Origin of the sequence: Sphingobium psychrophilum, from assembly GCF_012927105.1 — a bacterium.
In the GTDB taxonomy this organism is placed as follows: Bacteria; Pseudomonadota; Alphaproteobacteria; order Sphingomonadales; family Sphingomonadaceae; genus Sphingobium; species Sphingobium psychrophilum.
Genome location: NZ_JABBFV010000005.1, coordinates 128,624 through 150,000, shown reverse-complemented (window position 1 = coordinate 150,000; position 21,377 = coordinate 128,624). Strand labels below are relative to the sequence as shown.

Sequence of the window (21,377 nt, the reverse complement as noted above, 5' to 3'; positions counted from 1 at the left end):
GCGGCCAACATGCCTACCGGCATGAGGTGAGGCGTTTCCGTCAGCAGAGTCCCAGTTTGGCGCACGCCACCGCAGCCACCTCGTCCAGCGATCCGTCCGCATGGACCCTATGCCACGAGCCGAGATCGCCGATTTCCAGCTGGGATTGGGCCTGCGCGACTGCAACATCGGCATCCGACGCGTCGGCGCCGCGCGTCCCGACCCGGCTGAGCCGCGCGGTTGCCGCCGCTTCTAACCAGAGACCATCGAAGGGAACACCCGACTGCCGCCCGACCGCCTCGATCCTCTCGCGCTCGACACGCTGCGCGAACACCGCATCGGCCACGACGGATTGACCGAGCGCAAGCGCCGATGCGGCCATCCTGTCAGTTGTCTCATAGACCCGGGCGGCGGCCTGCGCCGAATAGCTGCCGCGGGGAAGCCTTGCCTCGGGAGACAGCCCCGCGAGGCGCTTGCGCAGTACATCGTTCCGAAGGATCCTGGCACCGGGCGCGCGTCCGATCGCGCCGCCGAGCCGACGTGCGAGACTGGACTTGCCGGTTCCCGAGAGTCCGCCGATCGCTACCAGCCGCGGGGGAGCGGGCACCAGCATGGCGAGCGCAAGTTCGAGATAGGATCGCGCATTCTGCGCGAGCGCCCTGTCTTCAGGAGCACGCAGGCTCTGCGCTGCCAGCACATGCGCGCGGATCGCGGCGCGAACCGACAGGAACAAGGGCAGCAGCCCGATCCCGCTCTCATCCGCCGGCGACAGATCGAGATAGCGGTTGAAGACGATGTTCGCCTCGGTGCGGAGGTTGCGATGCCAGAGATCCATCAGGAGAAAGGCGAGATCGTAGAGGACATCGATCGTGGCCAGTTCGACGCTGAATTCCAGGCAGTCGAACAAGGTCGGCTCGCCGTCGATCAGCGCGATGTTGGCGAGATGGAGATCGCCATGACCATGTCTAACCCGGCCTTCCCGCGCTCGGGCACCGAGCAGCGGTGCCATATCATCGGTCATCTGGAGCAGGCTGTCGCCGAGATGCTTCGCCTTGTCCGGGTCGAGGATATCGGGAAAGGCCCCCATGCTGGCAATATTGCCGTCTATGACGCGGCGGAACGATATCGCACCCGCGTGAGCCCGATCAGCCTCCGCTGCCGAGTGAAAAGCGCCTATGTGGTCCGCCAGCCGCATCAGCAGGCGCTCATCGAGCTGGCCGTGATCGGCGATATGGATGAGCAGCGCATCATCGGGGAAGCGTCGCATCTCGAGCAGCCAGTCGACCACGTCACCGGCGCCGTCGATCGCCAGTCGACCGCCGGCTTCCCGCGTGATCGGATGAAGCGCGAGATATAGATCGGGCGCGGTTCGGCGGTTGAGGCGAAGCTCCGCCTCGAGCGCGGCATGGCGCTTGTCGAAGGTCGAGAAATCAAGATAGCCGAACCGGACCGCGCGCTTGAGCTTCCAGGCGCGGTCGCCGACAAGGAAAATACTGGCGCAGTGGGTATCGATGCGCGTGGGGCGCGTTCGCTCGAAGGCGTGACCCTGGTCGAGGAAGGCGACGACATCGGCTTGGTCGTCCGGCGTGCCGGGGCCAGGCGATGTCGTCGCCATTGGCTCAGACCTTCTCGATCGCGATCTTGCGCGTGCGTGCCGCCACATTCTCGTCCTTGGCCAGCGTCACTGTCAGGACTCCGTCCTTGAACTGCGCCTTGATACCCTCGGCATCGACATCGGCGGGAAGCGAAATCTGGCGCCGGAAGGAACCATAGCGGCGCTCGTTGAGCAGGAAGCCCTTCTCCTTGCGCTCTTCCTCTTCCTTCTTTTCGCCCGAGATGCTGAGCACGCCATCGGCGACGTTGATCTCCACATCCTTTTCATCGAGCCCGGGAAGCTCCGCGGTAAGACGATAGGCCTTCTCGTCATCGACCAGCTCAAGCGCCGGCACGATTGTCACGGCGCCGCGCGGAGCGAAGTGGAAAAGGCTGCGGCTGGAGCTGCCGAAATCGTCGAACAGGCGGTCGATCTCCGATCGCAGCCAGCCGACCGGCTCGCTGATCTGGGTTGCGAGATCGCGCAACGATGACGCCGGACGCGTTTTGGTCACTGGAACATTGGTCACACCGTTCATCTTGCTTCTCCTAAGGTTAAAGATGGTCGATCCCGTGACGAGGGAAAGACCTTTCGTCAGGCGAACAGGGCATGTTCGCTTTCAGCCTCGATCGGTTCGGGAACCACGAGCTGGTCATGCTCGTCGTGATGGTGCGGATGCGGCATATGTGGCCAAAGTGTCTCCACGCCCACATTCCACCAACTCGTGTAGAGCGTCAGCGGCAACTGCCACAGGCGTTGGGCGGCAAGCATCGCCGCTGCTGCGTCTGGACCACCGGACGGCCAGCTCGCCCGGATGGTGCTCTTGTCACTCATGATGACCTCCTTCGCCGAGTCTTATTGAGGATAAAGGCGGTCCATCGGCGCCTATATTGGGGAGTTTACCTAGCCGACCATCTTCGGGCGCCGTCCTGCGGCCGCACTCGGCTGAAATTTGTCGCTTGGCCAAGGAGTCGAGCCCCGGCCTGCAGGGATGATGGCATACCCTGGTCCCTCCGGGACAATACGGATTCTGTGGCAGCGCCAGGCAACAGACAAGGGACGTTGCAGGGATTCCCCGATGCGCGGTCAATCCATTGGCGACCCTGCGATGAACTTGCCGATGGTCCCCGGCTTATGGCCGTCGATGAGCTGCCGACCCACCTGGGACGGTTATTTTGCGAGCCAAGGAGAGCTGAGATGAAGAGCGACAGTCAATTGCAGCGTGACGTGATGGCGGAGCTGGAGTGGGAGCCGAGCGTCGATCATGCGGATATCGGGGTGGCCGTGACCGACGGCGTGGTGACGCTGTCGGGTTTCGTGAAGAGCTATGCCGAGAAGCTGGCGGCGGAAAAGGCGGCACGGCGCGTGGCTGGCGTGAAGGCGCTCGCCGAGGAGATCAAGGTGCGCTTCGCCTCCGATCCGAAGACGGCCGATCATGAAATCGCCAAGCGCATCCTCGACATGTTCGCCTGGAACGTCTCGATCCCCGACGACAAGATCGCGGTGAAGGTCGAGCATGGCTGGGTGACGCTGAGCGGGACGGTCGACTGGCACTACCAGAGCGACGAGGCCCGGAAGGTCGTCGGCAAGGTCAACGGCGTCGTCGGCGTCGGCAATCTGATCGAGGTGCGCAAGCTGCCGACGTCGGGCGATATCAAGGACCGGATCATGGCGGCGTTCAAGCGCAATGCCGATCTCGATGCGGCATCGGTGACGGTGTTCACCGATGGCGGCAAGGTGACGCTGGGCGGCAAGGTCAAGGCGTGGAACGAGCGCCAGATCGCCGAGCGTGCGGCTTGGGCCGCTCCCGGCGTCACCACGGTCGACGACAATATCATCGTCGCTTTCTGACCTTCGCAGCGAGCACACGAGCAGACGGCCGTCGGGACATCCCGGCGGCCAGCTTCGATAATCGCTCAAGATGAACGTGAAGTCCGCGCCTGTCCGTTCCTGGCGATCCTTCCTCTTCGCATTTTATGCAGGAAGCCCGGCCGGCGAGCACATCGACCCGGTGACATTATCTGTGGGTTGGCATTCGATTTCTATGTCGCCTACCCGGCGATCGACGCATGTGGGCTAGACCTTGAGGTGCCCGCCGTCGAGGACGCCCGCGTGGCTATCGATACCAACGGCTCGCCTCAGACGGTATGAACAAAACCGGCGTGGAACTGGCCAAGATCCACAGGCCAGAAGTAGCCACTCCGAGCGCGCGCCACCAGGACTGCGGACAATCAAGCGAGAAGCTCCTTGGGCATCACGCGCCGAAATTTCGACAGCGATTAGAGCCGCTGACTGGCTATTCGGTCTGGGAGTTCTATTACCGGGAATGCGCCATGATCGTGGATGCCCGCGCATCGATTTGGGGATGGACTTGCCGTGTGCTGAAGACCGCCGACAAATGAGGTAGGGGGTCAGCCCCAGTCGCCATCGACACCATGATCTGGCTCGCAACCACGCCGCACAGCATGATTATACCAATCCGCAAACGGTTGGCGCCGTCGGGCAGGTTTCGGCGTGTTTGGATGGACCGCTTCATCAGGGACTCCTGGGTTTAATCTTTGTCCGGGGTCTGGCCGGAGAACGTCGGAGTCGTACGCAACGAACGACCTGTTCGGCATCCGGAAGTCTACGCAGTGGCGCACCGCGAACTCTTCCTCCGTATCCTCACGTAATGATTGTCGCGAACGTGACCGCCATTGTTCGGCTACGACTCCGCCTCGATGGCGGGCATGCGCTGGAGATTCATATGAAGAATGTTCTGCTGTTGATTCACGATGACGCCGGTGAAGAGGCTCGCTTCCAGGCCGCGCTCGATCTTGTCCGCGCGACCAACGGGCATCTCACATGCCTCGACATTGTCCAGGCGCCAATCCTGGTCGGCGCAGACTATATGATGGCCGATGCCGAAGTCGCCCTGCTCGCCGACGCGCGCAACCGGGAAGCGGTTAATCGCGACCGGATCGAGGCGCGCCTTTCAGTCGAGGACATCGCATGGGACTGGGCTGACGCGACCGGCGACATTGCCGGTCTGCTGGAAGCCGAGGCGGGGCTCGCCGACATCATCGTGCTCAACACGATGTTCGCCGATCATGAGCCTCCCGACATGCGGGCGATCGTTTCCGACGTCGTTATGCGCGCCGGAAAGCCAGTCCTCGCGGTTCCACAACAGTTCCGCAGCCTCGATGCCCATGGACAGGCGCTGGTCGCCTGGAACGGTGCTCCCGCTGTCGCCGAGACGCTTCGCGCGGTCACGCCGCTCCTCGCCCTCACGAAAGGCGTGACGATCGTTGAGATCGGCAAGACCGATGGACCGCCTGCGGAAGAGGCCGCCGCCTATCTCTCACGCCATGGCATCCATGCCCGCATCGACCGTGATATTCCGCTGGAATGGACGGTGGCGGATGCGCTTCTCGCCGCCTGTCGGGACCGGCAACCAGCCTACTGCATTATCGGCGCCTATGGCCATTCACGCCTGCGCGAGCGGCTGATCGGCGGCGTGACCCGCCGGATGCTCGCCGAGAGTCCGGTGCCGCTCCTTCTTGGGCATTGAACGCGGACAAGGCCTGAAAAGGAAACTCTCATGCCGAACGCAGCGCTGCACGACCGTATTGGCAAGGAGGCATCGGCGGCGCTGATCGAAGCGCTGCGCCGCCACGCCGAGCCGCTGCCGCCACCCGAGCGCGTTGACGCGTTCGGGGCCTCCTTCGATCGTTTCGGCGATGCGCGCGTCGTCCTGTTGGGCGAGGCGACCCACGGTACATCCGAATTCTACCGCGCACGCGCCGCAATCACCCGCCGCTTGGTCGAGCGCCACGGGTTTACCATCGTGGCGGTCGAGGCCGACTGGCCGGACGCCGCGCAGATCGACGATTATGTCCGGCATCAAGCACCGCGCCCCCGACGCGGCGACAGCTTCGTGCGCTTTCCGACCTGGATGTGGCGCAATGTCGAGGTGCTGGAATTTGCCGACTGGATGCGGGGGCATAATGCATCGCTTGACGAAGATTGCCGCGCGTCATTCCATGGTCTGGATGTCTACAGCCTCAGCGAGTCGATCCACGCAGTGCTCGCCTATCTCGACACGGTCGATCCCGAGGCCGCCGGGAATGCCCGCCGGCGCTATGGGTGCCTGACACCATGGCAGGATGAACCGGCGCATTATGGCCGCGCCGTGGTTCATGGCGGCCGTCCGAGTTGCGAGGATCGCGCGGTCGCACAGCTTCATGAACTTCTGACCCATCGGCTCGAATATTTGCACGGAGACGGCGAAGCCTGGTTCGACGCGGTACAAAACGCGCGTATCGTGCGTGCTGCCGAGCGCTATTACCGTGCCATGTACCGCAGCTCGACCGAGAGCTGGAACCTGCGTGACCGGCATATGTTCGAAACGTTGCAGGCGCTGCTCACCCATCGCGGCGATGGTGCCAAGGCTGTCGTCTGGGCGCATAACAGCCATGTCGGCAACGCCGCCGCGACCGCGATGGGCTGGCAGGGCGAATTCAACATCGGTGAGCTCTGCCGCATGGCCTATGGCGAGGAAGCGGTGTCGATCGGCTTTGGCACCGATACCGGCACGGTCGCCGCCGCCAGCGACTGGGGCGCCGACATGCAGATCAAGACCGTGCGGTCGGCACGTGCCGACAGCTACGAGCATGCGTTTCGGTCCACGGGACTGGCGCGGACGCTGACCGATTGGCGGAGGAAGCCCAATCTCGCCGGGCTGCTGCGCGAGCCCTGCTCGAGCGCGCCATAGGCGTCTTGTACCGCCCGGAAACCGAGCGCCTCAGCCATTATTTCGAGGCGGTCCTGGCTGAGCAGTTCGATGCCTGGGTCTGGTTTGAGCAAACGACCGCGGTGACCCCGCTGGGACATGAGCATCCCCATGGCGCGCCCGCAACCTGGCCCTTCGGACTGTGACGATGATCGCCCTCGCCGCCCACGATCCGGTTCCCGTCACCGTTCAGCCCGATGGGCTCAAGGGGCTGCTGGGCGTGCCCGTCGCTGCCAAGGGGATCGTCATCTTCGCCCATGGCAGCGGCAGCGGACGGCTCAGCCCGCGTAACACTCATGTCGCGCAAGGCTTACGCGACGCGGGGCTTGGGACATTGCTGATTGATCTGCTGACTCCGGCCGAGGAGCAGGACCGCGTCAATGTGTTCGACATTCCGTTATTGGCGTCCCGGCTGAAGGCCGCCACCGGGTGGGTGAGATTGCTGCCAGGAATGGCGGCGCTGCCGGTGGGCTATTTCGGCGCGAGCACGGGCGCGGGCGCGGCTCTGCTGGCCGCGTCCGGCCCCGACGCACGCATTGCCGCCATTGTCTCGCGCGGTGGCCGGCCGGATCTGGCGGGTTCGGCCGCGCTCGCGCATGTCCGCGCGCCAACGCTGCTGATCGTGGGCAGCCGGGACCTGCCGGTGATCGAGCTGAACCGGATCGCGCAACGCCATCTTCATGCCGAGAACGAGCTGCTGATCGTACCGGGAGCGACGCACCTGTTCGAAGAGCCAGGCACGCTCGACGCAGTGATCGACCACGCCGCGCGATGGTTCCGGCAACATTTCCAGGAGGCTTGACCATGGCCGGCCATAAACCTGAGTTTCACGACAGGCGCGAGGCCGGCCGGAGACTGGCGATCGTGCTCGCCCCCTTGGCGGGGGCGCATCCACTGGTGCTGGCGCTGCCCCGCGGCGGCGTGCCGGTCGCGTTCGAGGTGGCCAAGGCGCTTGATGCGGAACTGGACCTACTGTTCGTCCGCAAGATCGGCGCGCCGGGCTATGAGGAGTTGGGCATCGGCGCGGTGGTCGATGGTGCCGAACCGCAGCTCGTGCTCAACGAGGACATCGTCCGCCAGCTGGCGCCCAGCCCCGACTATATCAGGGCCGAGATGCGGCGGCAGCTCGCGGAAATCGAGCGACGGCGCTCATCCTATGTCGGCGGTCGCGTCCCGGTGGAGGTGACGAGCCGCACGGTCATCGTGATCGACGATGGGATCGCGACCGGGGGCACGGTGAAGGCTGCCCTCAAAGGACTGCGCAAGAATCGGCCGGCACGCCTTGTCCTTGGCATACCGGTCGCGCCTAGCGACAGCATCGCCGAGATTTCGCCAGAGTGCGATGACATCGTCTGTCTGGCACAGCCCGATCCTTTCTACGCCGTTGGAACACACTATGCCGTGTTCGATCAGACGACGGACGAGGAGGTGGTCCGGCTGGTTCGAGAGGCGACACCTTTCGGTCACTCGCACGGCTCGCCCGGGCGTCCGACCGCCATGCGAGGCGCACGGGGTCCGGCCCCAGGATAAGGAAGAGACGATGCTTATTCCCCACGATACGACGATTCTGGTTGTCGATGGCGGCCATGTGCAGGTGCTTCGCAATCGCGGCACCGACGCCGCGCCCGAACTGGAGCTTCTGCACGAGCAGGCGATGAAGAATCCGCCGAGCCGCGCGATGGCCACGGACGCTCCGGGGCGCAGCTTCGGCAGCGCGGTGCCGACGCGCAGCGCCTATGCCGATGCCGACTATCACCAGCGCCGGGAAGACCGTTTCGGACAGGAGGCGTTGCAGGCGGTGGCATCGCTGGGCAGGCAGGGCAGGCCGCTGATCCTCATCGCGCCGCCGCGCATGCTGGGCGTGCTTCGCAGCGACCTCGACCCGACTATGCAGGGTCATATTCTGGCGGAAATTGCCAAGGACTTCGCCCAGCGTCACGCCACCGACATCCTGAAACTGCTCCGATCGCATCAGATCTGAAAGGCTGCCACCAGACCTTATGGCGGCCACAGCGTCCAGGGTCGATGCAGCGGCTTGATACGGAAGGTTTTAACGATGCGCCGGCGATCATCTTCGTTGCCAATATCGGTTCTGCGGACGGACAGTCATTCGGGAAACGACACGGTCGTATCTTGTGGACAAGCAGGGGCGATCGGCATAGCCTTTCCTCGCCCGTCCGATCTTGATCGTGAAGAGGGGTCCGCATCGCGCGGCAAACATGGGTTCTCGGCTTCGGTCGGGCGGCCTGCGGAATACAAAATCTTCGGGAAATACGCCGGGCGCGTTTTCCTATGTTTGCGCGCGATCAACCGTCCCGACTGGCGGGACGCGCGGCAGGCACGGGACGGCCAATGACGTATGCCTCATGACCCGCGATGCCTCTTGGCTTGCTCACGCATCGACCGATGCGTTGGCGCCCACTGTTGGCAGGATTGCACTCGGCTGCGAACCCGAACGATGCCTGGCATCGCGGATGTTTTGATGCTTTTCCAAGGCAAGGTTGCCAGATAAAGGTCTCAAAGTGAGACGGAACCTGCGAGGGTCTTGGGCCGATTCGAGGCTTTTAGAAGGACGGCAGTGGAGTTGCGAAGACGGGCTACGATCTCATTCCAAAAAGTCCTTCTGTTCTATCGAGTAGCATTTTCTGATGTAGTCAACTGACGAGTTCCGACGCTCGGAATATAATCAAGGTGCAACCAGAGAGGATGGATCAAAGCCAGACGGGATTCCATATGGAAAGTGACGCGCAGGATAGCTCAACACGGCAGGCCCGCTGGGGCTATGCGATTGGCATCGTGGCCGTTCTCCTCGCCGTACCCGCCGATCTTGCTCTCCGCGCGGGGGGCGTCAACCACAGCCCCTATCTGCTGCTCATCCTTTCGATCATCGTTGCAGCCGCGCTGGGTGGAACGGGCGCCGCAACGGGCGCGGCTATTCTCGCTATTCTGGTCGGGGCCTTGTTTGCCCTATTGCGCCCATTGCCTGGTCTTGAACCCTTCGATCTGCTGCTTTCGCTGCTGGTGGCCGCAGGCATCGCCCTGCTCGACGCTCGCAACGCGTCCTTGCGACGGCGGCGTGCAGCCTGGGACAGGAGACGCCAGAACCAGCTCTCGGAGATCGCCGACGAACTTAACCTGCTGATCGACGGAGCACAGGGTTATGCAATCTACATGCTCGATCCCGAAGGCCGCGTCACGATCTGGAACGACGGCGCCGAGCGGCTGAAGGGCTGGAGAGAGCAAGAGGTCGTCGGCCAATATTGCTCGATCTTCTACCCGGCGGACGCCGTCCAGGCCGGCAAGCCCGAAGCCGACCTCAAACGCGCGCGCGACGAGGGCAAATTCGAGGAGGAAGACTGGCGGCTCAGGAAGGATGGTTCCGAGTTCCTCGCGCATGTTTCGATCACTGCGCTGCGTGATGAAAGCGGAGCCTTGCGCGGCTTCGGCAAGGTGGTCCGCGATGCAACGGGGGAGCGCGCCGCCGAGAGTGCGCACAAAGCCAGCGCCAGCCATCTCCGCTCGATCCTCTCGACGGTCCCCGATGCGATGATCGTGATCGACGAACACGGCATCATCCTCTCGTTCAGCGCCGCGGCCGAACGGCTGTTCGGCTTTTCAGAGGCTGAGATTCGCGGATCGAACGTGAGCCTGCTCATGCCGTCGCCCGATCGTGAACGCCATGACAGCTATCTCGAACACTATCTTGCAACCGGCGAGCGAAGGATCATCGGGATCGGGCGCGTCGTCATCGGCGCGCGACGTGATGGTTCGACCTTCCCGATGGAACTATCTGTGGGCGAAGCCATTGGCGAGACCCAGCGCGTCTTCACCGGCTTCATCCGGGACCTGACCGAACGCCAGGAGACCCAGGAGCGCCTCGATGAACTGCAGTCCAAGCTGATTCATGTCGCCCGGGTGAGCGCGATGGGCACGATGGCCTCGACGCTCGCCCACGAGCTGAACCAGCCGATCACCGCCGTCGCCAACTATGTGGAGGCGGTGCGCGACCTGCTCGCCGAAGCCAATCCCGAGGATCTGCCGATGATCCGCGAAGCCCTGGATGATTCGGTTCGAGAGGCTCTGCGCGCCGGACAGATCGTACGGCGGCTGCGCGACTTCGTTGCGCGCGGGGAGGTTGAGAAGACCGTCGAGAATCTTCCCACCCTCATTGGCGAGGCGGCGGCGCTCGGGCTGATGGGCGCTAGGGAGAAGGGTATCGACGCCCAGTTCGATCTCGCTCCCGACGCTTCGAAAGTGCTTCTCGACAAGGTGCAGATCCAGCAGGTGCTAATCAATCTCCTTCGCAATGCGGTGGAGGCCATGGCGGAATCGTCCGAACGGCATCTGTGGATTGCATCCCGCCGTGACAAAGCTGGCTTCATTCGGCTAACTATTGCTGATTCTGGCCCGGGCGTTTCGCCTGAAGTCGCGGAACAGCTCTTCACCGCCTTCGTCAGCACGAAGAGCGAGGGCATGGGTCTGGGGCTCTCGATCTGCCGCACCATCGTCGAGGCGAACGGCGGTCGGATATGGCTGGAGCCACGTCCCGGCGGCGGGGCTCAGTTTCATTTCACGCTCGTCGAAGCCGAGCCGGAGACTATCGAATGACCGAAAGACGTATGATCCATATCGTCGATGATGAGGAGGCGATCCGGCGATCAGCCGGATTCATGTTGAAAACATCGGGTTTCACGGTGGCGAGCTACGCGTCCGGAGTCGCCTTCCTGCGCGAGGTGCGGCACGCCGAGCCCGGCTGCATCCTTCTCGATGTCCGCATGCCCGAGATGGACGGACTGGAGGTGCAGCAGGCGCTTCTCGAGCGCGGCGTCGCCATGCCCGTCATCATCTTGACCGGGCACGGCGATATCTCGATTGCGGTGCGGGCCATGAAGGCAGGCGCAGTCGAGTTCATCGAGAAGCCTTTCGAAAAGGCCGTGCTACTAGATGCTATCGCCGCCGCCTTCGAACGGCTCGACGGCAGCGACAAACGGGCGACAAGGGCGGCCGACGCGGCCGTGATGATCTCCGCGCTGACCGGACGCGAACAGGACGTGCTCAAGGGACTGGCCGAAGGTTTACCCAACAAGACAATCGCCTATGATCTCGGCATATCGCCCCGGACCGTCGAGGTGCATCGCGCCAATCTGATGACGAAACTGGGGGTCCGTAGCCTGTCCGATGCGCTGCGTATCGCATTCGCCGCCAATCTCGGCGACGACCGCTCATAGGACCTCTACGTAGCGACTTGCCGCGATTTTCCTGCGATTCCTTGCATCCGGTCGACGTTAGGAACCGGATCAATGCGAGACGATCATGAATGGCACTGTTGCACCTCTCCCGGTGGAGCGCCCTAAGATTTTACTGGTGGAGGACGAGCCGGCCGTCCGCCGCTCTCTCCAGCTTCTCCTTCACGCCCGAGGCTATGACATCCGCTCTTACGCATCGAGCACGGCCATGTTTGCCGATCCGCTTGTGAACGACGCGATCTGCCTGGTGACCGACTATCGCATGCCCGAAATGGACGGTCTGGAGGTCTTGCAATCGCTTCGTGCGCGCGGATGGCGGGGACCGGCCATCCTCGTCACCGCCTATGGCTCGCCAGATCTTGTCGAGCGGGCGATGAAGGAGGGCTTCAGCATCGTCATCGAGAAACCGTTGCGCGAGCATGCGCTCGCTGACGCTGTCGCGCGATTGACGGCCCCGCCCCGCGCCTCCCCTGCCCCATCTTCGTGAGCGGCGAAGCGGCGTTGGCCGCTGCAGCGCGTGCATGGGAGCGCGTACCCCTGCCTATTGCTGCGTCTAACCGAGACCCAGAGGCAGGACTCCATCGACAAGGCCAAGCAGCACATGGTGCGCGAACGGCTTGTGGAGAATATGCGCGTAGCCCGCACCGCGTGCGCAGAGTTCGGTCTCCGCGGAATGATCGGCTGTGGTTAGAATGGCCGGGCGCTGCCAGCCCGCCGCCCGGAGCTGACGCAGAAGGTCGATTCCATCCACATGAACGGGCCGATGCTCGGCGATCAGGCAAGCTGCCTCCTCTCTCATCGGATCTGCCAGGAGGCGGGTCTCCTCTGCATAGGCTTTCACGCTATAGCCGCGAGCCATAAACAACAGGTGCAACGCGCGCCTCAATCCGGTGTCGCTCTCGACAAGGAGGATCACAGCGTGAGGAATCTGCGGGTCGGTGGGCCTATGTGTCACTCGTGCCAAACAAACCAAGGACTGCCGGAATCGTCCGGTCGATTCGGTCTAACGGCAACGTCGCCGCTCTGAACTACGTAGATTTCCCAAGTGACGGATAGCGCCACTGCTGATTTCCCCTCCGAGGGGAGCGATCTCAATCCATCCGCGACCGATCCTGCGAACCCCCTGGCGACAGCGGCAAGAAGCGCGCTCTGGATGACCGTACGGAGAGCATTTGTCCGGTCGCGATCTGGTGCCGCACTATAGGGTCACAATGTAAGGACGGCTGGGCAAGACCGTCTGCTTCTGCTCGATCATTGGGTTTACCAAGATCAATTCCGCCGTGTCGCACCTATGTCATCCATGAAGGCAAGCTGCTTTTCAGGGGACGCGCGCGGCGATGGATCGCTGACGAAAATGTTCGGGAGCAACCGACGGACTTGCGCTGTATCTAACCTTTGCAGTACCGTTTATTGCCGTTGCGAAGGTGCGATTCTTTTCCAAGGCATGGATCACGCCCTGGCCCAAAATACCTGAGAATACAGGCGAAAGTGATAGCAATGGAATGCCGTGGGACATGCGGCATGGGGCATTTACGTAATGCGCTTGCGCGTGTTCAGCCGCAGTAGAGACAGGATTTTTTCAGGAGCTCCAAGATGGCAGCAGCGCATTCACGTCAGGACGCGTCCGATCCGCTCGACGGCATTGCCGAAACCCTGGACCGGGCCGCGATCGCGGGCATCGCACAGATCACCCACGGCCTGTCGCCCGCAACGATCTTCCAAGCCTTTTCGGACTGGGGCATGCATCTTGCCGGCTCGCCGGGCAAGCAGTTGCAGCTGGCGGCCAAGACGACACGCAAATTCATGCGGCTCGGCGAATATGCGGTGCGCAGCATCGGTGACCACGACGCCGCTCCCGCAATCGAGCCGCTGCCGCAGGATCGTCGCTTCGTCGATCCGGCCTGGAAGGAAGCGCCTTTCAGTCTGATCGCGCAGGCTTTCCTTCTCAACCAGCAATGGTGGCACGCGGCCACCACCGGCGTGGTGGGCGTCACGAGGCATCATGAAGACATGGTCGCCTTCGGGACGCGGCAGATCCTCGACACGATGGCGCCGACCAATTTCGTCGCGACCAATCCCGTCCTCCAGAAGCGGATATTCGAGACCGGCGGGCAATGCCTTGTCGAGGGTGCCAGGCTGCTGCTGGAGGACATGCAGCGCACGATGCGCGGCGAGCCGCCGGCGGGGACCGAAGCGTTCGAGGTCGGGAAGGACGTCGCCGCCACGCCCGGCAAGGTCGTCTACCGAAACGAGCTGATCGAGCTGATCCAATATGCGCCGACCACGGACACCGTGCGGCCGGAACCCATTCTGATCGTGCCGGCCTGGATCATGAAATATTACATTCTCGACCTGTCGCCGGAGAACTCGCTGGTCCGCTGGCTGACCGGGCAGGGCTATACGGTCTTCATCATCTCCTGGCACAATCCCGTCAGCGCGGACCGCGACCTCGACATGGAGGCCTATCGGCGCCTGGGCCCGATGGCGGCGCTCGACGCGGTGACAGCGATCACCGGGGCGCCGGCCGTTCACGCCGTCGGCTATTGCATCGGCGGCACGCTGCTGTCCATCGCGGCGGCGGCGATGGCGCGCGACGGGGATGAACGGCTCGCCACCATCACCCTGTTCGCCGCGCAGACCGAATTTAGCGAGCCGGGCGAGCTCGGCCTGTTCATCGACGAGGCGCAGCTCAACGTGCTAGAGAACATGATGTGGAGCCGCGGCTATCTTGACGGGGCTCAGATGGGCGGCGCCTTCCAGATCCTGCGCTCCAACGACCTCGTCTGGTCGCGGATCCTTAACACCTACCTGATGGGCGAGCGCGAACCCATGTCGGACCTGATGGCCTGGAACGCCGACGGGACGCGGATGCCCTATGCCATGCACAGCCAGTATCTGCGCCGCCTGTTCTTGGACGATGATCTTGCCGAGGGGCGCTACAAGGTCGATGGCCGCACGATCAGCTTGGGCGCGCTGCGCAAGCCGATGTTCGTAGTGGGCACCGAGCGCGACCATGTCGCGCCCTGGCGGTCGGTCCACAAAATCCACATGCTCAGCAATGCCGAAATCTGCTTCGTTCTGACCAGCGGCGGGCACAATGCGGGGATCGTTTCCGAGCCCGGGCACAAGGGGCGGCGCTATCATATCCTGACCCGCGAGACGGACGGCGCCGCGCTCGATCCGGACGACTGGATGGCGCATGCGCCCGTGCGCGACGGGTCCTGGTGGGTCGCCTGGGAAGAGTGGCTGCGCGCGCGTTCGGGCGAGCCGGCCGCCCCCCCGCCGCTGGGCGCGCCGGACAAGGACTATCCGGTGATCGAGAACGCCCCCGGCCGCTATGTGCTGGAGCATTGAGGGATGGCCGTCCCGGAAATGATCGAAAACCGCACCTTCGACGAGATCGCCGTCGGCGATACGGCGAGCGTCACGCGCACGCTGCGGGAAGAGGATATCCAGCTCTTCGCGCTCGTCTCGGGCGACGTGAACCCGGCCCATCTCGACGCCGATTATGCGGCGACCGACCTGTTCCACCGCGTGATCGCCCACGGCATGTGGGGCGGCGGCCTGATTTCGGCCGTGCTCGGCACCGAGCTGCCGGGACCGGGCGCAATCTACCTCAGCCAGTCTTTGCGCTTCACCCGGCCGGTGGGCCTGGGCGACGCCATCACAACCTCGGTGACCGTGACCGAAAAACGATCCGAGCATCATGTGCTTTTGCTCGATTGTCGCTGCGTCAACCAGAATGGCGACGAGGTCATTACGGGCCAGGCCGAGGTCAGGGCGCCGACCGAGAAGATCCGCCTTCCACGGATAGCGCTTCCCGACGTTCGCATCTCCGACCATGACGGCTATCGCAAGCTGATCGAACGGACGAGGGCGGACGCAGCGCCGCCGACCGCTGTCGCCCACCCCTGCAGCGCCGCGGCGATCACCGCGGCGGTCGACGCCGCCGAAGCCGGTCTGATCCTGCCGATTCTGGTCGGGCCGGAAGCGCGAATCCGCGCGGCGGCGGAAGAAGCGGGGAAGGATATCTCCGCTTATCGCATCGTCCCCGCCGCGCACAGCCATGCCGCGGCGACCGCCGCGGTGGCGCTTGTCCGTTCGGGCGAAGCGAAGCTGCTCATGAAGGGATCGCTTCACACCGACGAACTGATGAGCGCGGTGGTCTCCTCCTCGACTGGCCTGCGGACGGAGCGGCGCATCAGCCACGCCTATTTGATGGACGTGCCCGACCACCCGACGCCGCTCATCATCACCGACGCCGCGATCAACATCGAGCCGAGCCTTGAGGAAAAGGCGGACATCATCCGCAATGCGATCGACCTCGCCCATGTGATCGGGATCGAAAGTCCCAAGGTCGCGATCCTGTCGGCGGTGGAGACGGTCAATCCGTCGATGCGATCGACGCTCGACGCCGCCGCGCTCTGCAAGATGGCCGATCGCGGTCAGATTTCAGGCGGCGTGCTCGATGGCCCGCTGGCGTTCGACAATGCGATCAGCGAGGCGGCGGCCAAGGAAAAGGGGATCGTCTCGCCCGTGGCGGGCAAGGCCGAGATCCTGGTCGTCCCGAATCTGGAGGCCGGAAACATGCTCGCCAAGCAGCTCACCTTTCTGGGCGGTGCGGACGCGGCGGGCGTCGTCCTGGGCGCCCGGGTACCGATCGTGCTCACCAGCCGCGCCGACTCCGCGCGAACACGCCTGGCTTCCTGCGCCTTGGCCGTGCTGCTGGCGCGCGCCGCCACCAAGGCTTCGCCGGGCCTGCCCGAAGGCAAGGCTCTGACATGAGCCGCGCCGTCGTCAGCCTCAATTCCGGCTCGTCGAGCATCAAGTTCGCGCTGTTCACGCTGGGGCCGGACGGCCCTCAGCATGCCGCCGCCGGCAAGTTGGAGGGGATCGGCACCGCGCCGCACCTCGTCGCGCGCGATAAGGACGGAACTATCCTGATCGACCGGAACTGGGACGATGGCAGCGGGCTCGGCCACGAGACCCTGCTGCATGACCTGTTCGCGTGGGCGGGGGATCATCTGCCAGATCCCGACATCGTTGCTGTCGGGCATCGCGTTGTCCATGGCGGGACAAAGTTCTTCCACCCTCTTGTCGTCGACGACGCCCTGCTTGCCGGGCTGGAAGCGCTATGTCCGCTCGCGCCGCTCCATCAGCCCCACAATCTCGCCGCGATCCGGGCCATTCGCTCGCTCGCGCCCGATCTGCCGCAGGTCGCCTGCTTCGACACCGCCTTCCATCATGAGCTGCCCGAGGTCGCCACCCGCTTCGGGCTGCCGCGCGCGCTGCACGACAAGGGTATCCGGCGCTACGGGTTTCATGGCCTGTCCTATGAATATATCGCCCGCGCGCTCCGCGAGGCCGATCCGGTGCTCGCATCGAGGCGTGTGATCGCCGCCCATCTCGGCAACGGTGCCAGCCTTTGCGCGATGCGGGACTGCCGCAGCGTAGATACGACGATGGGGTTCACAGCGCTCGACGGGCTGATGATGGGAACGCGCTGCGGCACGATTGATCCCGGCGTCGTGATCCATCTCCAGACGCAAGAGGGCATGAGCGCGACCGACGTCGAGGCACTGCTCTACAACCAGTCGGGGCTGCTCGGCGTGTCCGGCATCTCCAGCGACATGCGCGCACTTCACAAGAGCGACGATCCGCGCGCGGCCGAGGCGATCGACCTCTTTACCTTGCGCGCGGCGCGAGAAGCGTCGGCCCTCATATTTTCGTTAGGCGGCCTCGACGGCATCGTTTTCACGGCCGGGATCGGAGAAAACGATCCCGTCATCCGTGCGGCGATCTGCGAGCGACTGGCCTGGCTCGGCATCGCCATCGACCAAGACGCCAATGCGCGCAACGCGCCAGTCATCAGCACGGCGGACAGCGAGATCGTCGTTCGTGTCATTCCGACCGACGAGGAACGCATGATCGCCATTCACACACTCGCCGCGCTGACCCCGGCAGGAGGACAATCATGAAACCGCTGGTCGATCTTGCCGGCAAGCGCGGGCTCGTCGTTGGCATTGCGAATGAACACAGCATCGCGGCCGGCTGTGCCGAGGCGTTCGCGCGTTGCGGGGCACGGCTCGCCGCCACCTATCTCAACGCCAAGACGGAACAGTATGTGGCGCCGGTCGCGGAACGGCTGGGGGTCGAATGGACCGCGCCTTGCGATGTCCGCGTTCCCGGCGAGCTGGAGGCGCTGTTCAACGAGGTGAACACGAAATGGGGCGGCCTCGATTTCCTGCTCCATTCGATCGCCTTCGCGCCGCGGGAGGATCTTCATGGCCGCGTCGTCGATTCCTCTGCGGAAGGCTTCGCAATCGCCATGGATGTTTCCTGCCACAGCTTCCTACGCATGGCGCGACTGGCCGAACCGCTGATGCCCGACGGAGGCTGCCTGCTGTGCGTAACCTTCTACGGATCGGACCGGGTGGTCGAGCACTATAATCTGATGGGGCCGGTAAAAGCGGCTCTGGAAAGCGCGACCCGTTATGTCGCCGCCGAACTGGGATCCAAGGGCATCCGCGCCCATGCGATTTCCCCGGGTCCGATCGCGACGCGGGCGGCGAGCGGCATCGAACGCTTCGATGAACTGATCGAGCGCGCCGCGGCGGCCGTCCCGGAAGGCCGGCTCGTCGATGTCGACGATGTCGGCGCGCTGGCAGCGTTCCTGGTCAGCGATGCTGCCAAGCGGATCACCGGCACGGTCATCCCGGTCGATAGCGGCCTGCACCTGCTCGCATGACGGGTTTCAACCGGCAGCACGCGGATTCCCTTGCCGACGCGGCGGCCGTCTGCTTGAATTGCATGCTCGGCGACGGACCGGAAGTCTATCCCTTCGGCCAGAGCTTTGTCGGCTATGGCGAGAACCTGCTCGACTATAATCGGCGAACGACGCGCCTGCGCATCGGCGTGGCGCTCGTCCGGTGACCGCGGCCGACTGGCGCCTCGACGACACCGATGTCCCCACGCTTCACCCCAGCGGTGACTGGACGGCGCTCGACCTGGGCGACGCTGCCCGTCGCCTGGCCACGAAATCCGGGAGCGCGCAGCGCCTCGACGTCTCCGAACTGGGACGGGTCGATACGGCCGGGGCGCTGGCGTTGCTGCGGTCCATGCCAACCGGCGCGGATATCGACTGCGGCCCGAGAGAAGATCTGCGGCGGTTGATCGACCTCGTGCGCCCTGCGCTTGAGAAGGAAGCCCCGGCGAAGCAGGGTCTCGAGGGATGGACAGGCTTTTTCGACCGGTTCGGCCGCCAGGTCGTCCAGTTCGGCGGCGATGCCTACGACATGCTCGAATTCGCGGGCCGGCTGGTCGTGGCCCTCGGCCGGACGGTCGTGCACCCGCGCCGTCTGCGTCTGACGCCGCTGGTCGCGATGATGCAGGACGCGGGCATCAACGCGCTCCCGATCGTCTTCATCATGACCTTCTTCATCGGCGCGGTGATCGCACTTGTCGGCACCAACTTGCTGACGACGCTTGGCGTCGAGGTGTTCACGGTCCAGCTGGTCGGCGTCGCGGTCCTGCGCGAGTTCGGCGTGGTCATCGCCGCGATTCTGCTGTCGGGCCGGTCCGCATCGTCCTTCGCCGCGCAGATCGGTTCGATGCGCATGAACCAGGAAACCGATGCGATGCAGGTGATGGGCGTCGACCGTTTCGACGCCCTTGTCATTCCACGGGTTCTCGCAGCGCTGCTGATGATGCCGCTGATGACCTTCTGCGCGGATATCGGCGGTATTGCAGGTGGCCTGCTGGTCAGCTGGGCGACGATCGACATCAGCCCCGTCTTCTTCGTTCAGCGCACGCTCGAGACCGTGAGCATAACGCATTTCTGGGTCGGCATGAGCAAGGCGCCGTTCCTGGCGCTGGTGATCGCCTCGGCGGGCTGCCGGCATGGCCTGATGGTCGGCGGCGATGTCCAGAGCCTCGGCCGCAACGTCACCTCGGCGGTGGTCCAGTCGGTCTTCATGGTCATCATGTTCGATGCGATCTTCGCGGTGCTCTTCATGGTGCTGGACCTGTGAGCGCGCCATCGCCCACCGACGCCGGCGATGCGCCGATCCGTGTCAGCGGCCTCAGGACCACATTTGGTGACAAGGTGATCCACGAGGATCTCGACCTCGAGGTCCGGCGCGGCGAAATACTCGGCGTCGTTGGGGGATCGGGCTCCGGCAAGTCGGTCCTGCTCAATACCATTCTTGGGTTGAAACGGCCCGATGGCGGGACCGTCGAAATCTTCGGGCGGAACATCGACGATGCGGATGCGCAGGCCGATATCGAACGGCGGATCGGTGTGATGTTCCAGCAGGGAGCGTTATTCTCTTTTCTGACGGTGCAGGAAAATGTCGAGACGCCGCTCCTGGAGCACGCGCATCTGTCCAAGGGCTTTGTGCGTGATCTCGCGCGGCTGAAGATCAAGCTTGCCGGCCTGCCCGACAATGCCGGTGCCCTGAAACCCTCCGAACTGTCTGGGGGCATGCGCAAGCGCGCCGGCGTCGCGCGTGCGATCGCCCTCGACCCCGACATCCTGTTCCTCGACGAGCCGACAGCCGGTCTCGATCCGATCGCGGCGGGCGAGTTCGACGACCTCGTCAAGACGCTGCGCGAAGCGCTCGGTCTCACAGTCTTTATGATCACCCACGATCTCGACACGCTCTATGCCATCTGCGACCGGGTCGCCGTCGTCGCCGACAGGAAGATCGTCGCGGTCGCGCCGGTCGCCGAGCTCGAGCAATCGGACCATCCCTGGATCAAAAGCTATTTCCTGGGGCCGCGCGGCCGTGCCGCCAAGAAGCAGAAAGAAGGCTGATGGAACGCCACGCCAATTATGCCCTGGTGGGCGCCGTCTCGATTGTGCTGCTCATCGCGACGCTCGTGTTCGTGGTGTGGCTGGGCGGCTCGCAGTTCAGACGGGAGCACGATCCCTATCAGATCGTCTTTCATGGTCCCGTGCGGGGGCTGAGCGTGGGGGCGGAGGTCCAGTTCAACGGCATCAAGGTCGGTCAGATCCAGCGGATCAGGCTCGACGAGCGCGATCCCAACCGTGTGGTCACCGATATCGAGGTCAACCGCGGGACGCCCGTGCGCGTGGATTCGATGGCGTCGACCGAAACGCAGGGCATTTCGGGAGTCAGCATCGTCCAGATCAGCGCCGGGACCGCGATCAAGCCGCTTCTACGGAAGGTCGATCATAGCAAGCGCCCGGTCATTCCGAGCAAGCCCAATGCGCTCTCGTCGCTGCTGCAGGGAGGAGGGCAGATGGTCGCGAGCGCGACCGAAGCCCTGACCCGCGTGAACAAGCTGCTCTCCGATCGCAACATTGCCGATGTCGGCGCGGCCATCCACGACATCAGGACGACGACTGGGGAGCTTGCGGCGAACCGGACCATGATCGCCAACGCCGCCTCGGCGCTGACCAAGCTCGACCGCGCCGCCACCGATATTCAGGGAGCGGCGGCATCCGTCCGTCACATCGCCGATGGCGACGGCAAACGCGCTTTTGCAGACATCTCCGGGGCGGCTGGCGAACTCAAGGTCGCGGTTCACGAGGCCCGCGGCGTCATCGCGAAGCTCGATACCCAGAGCGGCGACATCGGCACGACCACTCTCCCCAACATCAACGCCACGATGCGCAGCCTGCAGGAGACGGCCGAATCCCTGGACGGGCTCATCCGTCAGATCCGGCAAAATCCCCGTCAGGCATTGGGCAAGGACAGTGGCAAGGAACTGGAGCTACCGCGATGAGGCATTCCCCTGGATATCGGACATCCGCGACCCTGAT

General features: G+C 64.1%; 20 protein-coding genes and 2 pseudogenes. 18 read left to right on the top strand and 4 right to left on the bottom strand.

Features of this window, described 5'->3' with window-relative positions; translation table 11 throughout:
• Positions 1-40 precede the first annotated feature (40 nt).
• From HHL08_RS09055 to HHL08_RS09045, 3 genes are read right to left on the bottom strand one after another with little or no spacing between them, the layout of a single operon-like run.
• Positions 41-1,594 carry a bifunctional aminoglycoside phosphotransferase/ATP-binding protein gene (locus tag HHL08_RS09055; RefSeq protein ID WP_048576347.1) on the bottom strand — a complete coding sequence of 518 codons (1,554 nt, stop codon included), beginning with the start codon at positions 1,592-1,594 and terminating at the stop codon, positions 41-43.
• A 4-nt stretch (positions 1,595-1,598) separates the two neighbouring features.
• Positions 1,599-2,111, bottom strand: a complete 513-nt coding sequence (locus HHL08_RS09050) for an Hsp20/alpha crystallin family protein (protein ID WP_169572486.1) — start codon at positions 2,109-2,111, stop codon at positions 1,599-1,601.
• A 56-nt stretch (positions 2,112-2,167) separates the two neighbouring features.
• Entirely contained in the window at positions 2,168-2,407 is a 240-nt protein-coding gene (locus tag HHL08_RS09045; RefSeq protein WP_048576346.1) for a hypothetical protein, read from the bottom strand.
• Between the two features lie 363 nt (positions 2,408-2,770).
• Here HHL08_RS09045 and HHL08_RS09040 point away from each other — a divergent pair, with 363 nt between their 5' ends.
• The 10 genes and pseudogenes from HHL08_RS09040 (at position 2,771) to HHL08_RS08995 (ending at position 12,077) form a co-directional block, all read left to right on the top strand.
• The gene (locus HHL08_RS09040) at positions 2,771-3,424 is read left to right on the top strand and encodes a BON domain-containing protein (protein ID WP_053085635.1); all 654 of its coding nucleotides are present in this window, start codon (positions 2,771-2,773) and stop codon (positions 3,422-3,424) included.
• Positions 3,425-3,720: 296 nt separating this feature from the next.
• Complete coding sequence (locus tag HHL08_RS09035) at positions 3,721-3,975, top strand: hypothetical protein (RefSeq protein WP_148564712.1); 255 nt, start codon at positions 3,721-3,723, stop codon at positions 3,973-3,975.
• A 344-nt stretch (positions 3,976-4,319) separates the two neighbouring features.
• The gene (locus tag HHL08_RS09030; RefSeq protein ID WP_169572484.1) at positions 4,320-5,123 is read left to right on the top strand and encodes a universal stress protein; all 804 of its coding nucleotides are present in this window, start codon (positions 4,320-4,322) and stop codon (positions 5,121-5,123) included.
• 30 nt (positions 5,124-5,153) lie between these two features.
• A pseudogene (locus HHL08_RS09025) lies at positions 5,154-6,490 on the top strand (erythromycin esterase family protein).
• Positions 6,491-6,492: 2 nt separating this feature from the next.
• A complete protein-coding gene (locus tag HHL08_RS09020; RefSeq protein WP_048576343.1) occupies positions 6,493-7,146 on the top strand; it encodes a dienelactone hydrolase family protein in 654 nt (217 codons plus the stop codon).
• A gap of 2 nt (positions 7,147-7,148) precedes the next feature.
• The gene (locus HHL08_RS09015; RefSeq protein ID WP_048576342.1) at positions 7,149-7,874 is read left to right on the top strand and encodes a phosphoribosyltransferase; all 726 of its coding nucleotides are present in this window, start codon (positions 7,149-7,151) and stop codon (positions 7,872-7,874) included.
• 10 nt (positions 7,875-7,884) lie between these two features.
• The gene (locus tag HHL08_RS09010; protein ID WP_048576341.1) at positions 7,885-8,325 is read left to right on the top strand and encodes a baeRF12 domain-containing protein; all 441 of its coding nucleotides are present in this window, start codon (positions 7,885-7,887) and stop codon (positions 8,323-8,325) included.
• A gap of 752 nt (positions 8,326-9,077) precedes the next feature.
• Entirely contained in the window at positions 9,078-10,952 is a 1,875-nt protein-coding gene (locus tag HHL08_RS09005; protein WP_169572655.1) for a PAS domain-containing sensor histidine kinase, read from the top strand.
• On the top strand, positions 10,949-11,572 hold the full coding sequence (locus tag HHL08_RS09000; RefSeq protein WP_169572482.1) for a response regulator transcription factor: 624 nt from the start codon (positions 10,949-10,951) through the stop codon (positions 11,570-11,572). The genes HHL08_RS09005 and HHL08_RS09000 overlap by 4 nt, the downstream gene beginning before the upstream one ends.
• Positions 11,573-11,657: 85 nt before the next feature.
• A complete protein-coding gene (locus HHL08_RS08995) occupies positions 11,658-12,077 on the top strand; it encodes a response regulator transcription factor (protein WP_048576339.1) in 420 nt (139 codons plus the stop codon).
• 66 nt (positions 12,078-12,143) lie between these two features.
• Here HHL08_RS08995 and HHL08_RS08990 read toward each other — a convergent pair whose 3' ends face one another.
• A complete protein-coding gene (locus HHL08_RS08990) occupies positions 12,144-12,506 on the bottom strand; it encodes a response regulator (RefSeq protein ID WP_257538436.1) in 363 nt (120 codons plus the stop codon).
• 677 nt (positions 12,507-13,183) lie between these two features.
• Between HHL08_RS08990 and HHL08_RS08985 the strand changes: the two genes are divergently transcribed.
• The 8 genes and pseudogenes from HHL08_RS08985 to HHL08_RS08950 all read left to right on the top strand — a co-directional run bounded on the left by HHL08_RS08985 (position 13,184) and on the right by HHL08_RS08950 (position 21,340).
• Positions 13,184-14,944 (top strand): PHA/PHB synthase family protein, encoded by a 1,761-nt coding sequence (locus HHL08_RS08985; protein ID WP_048576338.1) that lies wholly within the window; start codon positions 13,184-13,186, stop codon positions 14,942-14,944.
• 3 nt (positions 14,945-14,947) lie between these two features.
• Positions 14,948-16,375, top strand: a complete 1,428-nt coding sequence (locus HHL08_RS08980) for a bifunctional enoyl-CoA hydratase/phosphate acetyltransferase (protein ID WP_169572480.1) — start codon at positions 14,948-14,950, stop codon at positions 16,373-16,375.
• Positions 16,372-17,568, top strand: a complete 1,197-nt coding sequence (locus HHL08_RS08975) for an acetate/propionate family kinase (protein ID WP_169572478.1) — start codon at positions 16,372-16,374, stop codon at positions 17,566-17,568. The genes HHL08_RS08980 and HHL08_RS08975 overlap by 4 nt, the downstream gene beginning before the upstream one ends.
• Positions 17,565-18,338 carry an enoyl-ACP reductase FabI gene (gene fabI, locus HHL08_RS08970; protein WP_169572476.1) on the top strand — a complete coding sequence of 258 codons (774 nt, stop codon included), beginning with the start codon at positions 17,565-17,567 and terminating at the stop codon, positions 18,336-18,338. The genes HHL08_RS08975 and fabI overlap by 4 nt, the downstream gene beginning before the upstream one ends.
• Before the next feature lie 62 nt (positions 18,339-18,400).
• Positions 18,401-18,523 (top strand): annotated as a pseudogene (locus tag HHL08_RS08965) (phospholipase A); the annotation flags it as partial.
• Positions 18,520-19,620 (top strand): ABC transporter permease, encoded by a 1,101-nt coding sequence (locus HHL08_RS08960; protein WP_169572474.1) that lies wholly within the window; start codon positions 18,520-18,522, stop codon positions 19,618-19,620. The pseudogene HHL08_RS08965 and the gene HHL08_RS08960, both read left to right, overlap by 4 nt.
• A complete protein-coding gene (locus HHL08_RS08955; protein ID WP_169572472.1) occupies positions 19,617-20,405 on the top strand; it encodes an ABC transporter ATP-binding protein in 789 nt (262 codons plus the stop codon). The genes HHL08_RS08960 and HHL08_RS08955 overlap by 4 nt, the downstream gene beginning before the upstream one ends.
• Positions 20,405-21,340 carry an MlaD family protein gene (locus tag HHL08_RS08950; RefSeq protein ID WP_048576331.1) on the top strand — a complete coding sequence of 312 codons (936 nt, stop codon included), beginning with the start codon at positions 20,405-20,407 and terminating at the stop codon, positions 21,338-21,340. The genes HHL08_RS08955 and HHL08_RS08950 overlap by 1 nt, the downstream gene beginning before the upstream one ends.
• Positions 21,341-21,377 lie beyond the last annotated feature (37 nt).

Excerpts from the sequence above, each read along its gene's own strand:
- fabI (WP_169572476.1), top strand. The coding sequence starts at position 17,565 with ATGAAACCGCTGGTCGATCTTGCCGGCAAGCGCGGGCTCGTCGTTGGC.
- HHL08_RS09050 (WP_169572486.1), bottom strand. The coding sequence starts at position 2,111 with ATGAACGGTGTGACCAATGTTCCAGTGACCAAAACGCGTCCGGCGTCA.
- HHL08_RS09055 (WP_048576347.1), bottom strand. The coding sequence starts at position 1,594 with ATGGCGACGACATCGCCTGGCCCCGGCACGCCGGACGACCAAGCCGAT.
- HHL08_RS09015 (WP_048576342.1), top strand. The coding sequence starts at position 7,149 with ATGGCCGGCCATAAACCTGAGTTTCACGACAGGCGCGAGGCCGGCCGG.
- HHL08_RS09000 (WP_169572482.1), top strand. The coding sequence starts at position 10,949 with ATGACCGAAAGACGTATGATCCATATCGTCGATGATGAGGAGGCGATC.
- HHL08_RS08995 (WP_048576339.1), top strand. The coding sequence starts at position 11,658 with ATGAATGGCACTGTTGCACCTCTCCCGGTGGAGCGCCCTAAGATTTTA.
- HHL08_RS09040 (WP_053085635.1), top strand. The coding sequence starts at position 2,771 with ATGAAGAGCGACAGTCAATTGCAGCGTGACGTGATGGCGGAGCTGGAG.
- HHL08_RS08975 (WP_169572478.1), top strand. The coding sequence starts at position 16,372 with ATGAGCCGCGCCGTCGTCAGCCTCAATTCCGGCTCGTCGAGCATCAAG.
- HHL08_RS09045 (WP_048576346.1), bottom strand. The coding sequence starts at position 2,407 with ATGAGTGACAAGAGCACCATCCGGGCGAGCTGGCCGTCCGGTGGTCCA.
- HHL08_RS08980 (WP_169572480.1), top strand. The coding sequence starts at position 14,948 with ATGGCCGTCCCGGAAATGATCGAAAACCGCACCTTCGACGAGATCGCC.
- HHL08_RS08950 (WP_048576331.1), top strand. The coding sequence starts at position 20,405 with ATGGAACGCCACGCCAATTATGCCCTGGTGGGCGCCGTCTCGATTGTG.
- HHL08_RS09020 (WP_048576343.1), top strand. The coding sequence starts at position 6,493 with ATGATCGCCCTCGCCGCCCACGATCCGGTTCCCGTCACCGTTCAGCCC.
- HHL08_RS09030 (WP_169572484.1), top strand. The coding sequence starts at position 4,320 with ATGAAGAATGTTCTGCTGTTGATTCACGATGACGCCGGTGAAGAGGCT.
- HHL08_RS09010 (WP_048576341.1), top strand. The coding sequence starts at position 7,885 with ATGCTTATTCCCCACGATACGACGATTCTGGTTGTCGATGGCGGCCAT.
- HHL08_RS09005 (WP_169572655.1), top strand. The coding sequence starts at position 9,078 with ATGGAAAGTGACGCGCAGGATAGCTCAACACGGCAGGCCCGCTGGGGC.
- HHL08_RS08985 (WP_048576338.1), top strand. The coding sequence starts at position 13,184 with ATGGCAGCAGCGCATTCACGTCAGGACGCGTCCGATCCGCTCGACGGC.
- HHL08_RS09035 (WP_148564712.1), top strand. The coding sequence starts at position 3,721 with ATGAACAAAACCGGCGTGGAACTGGCCAAGATCCACAGGCCAGAAGTA.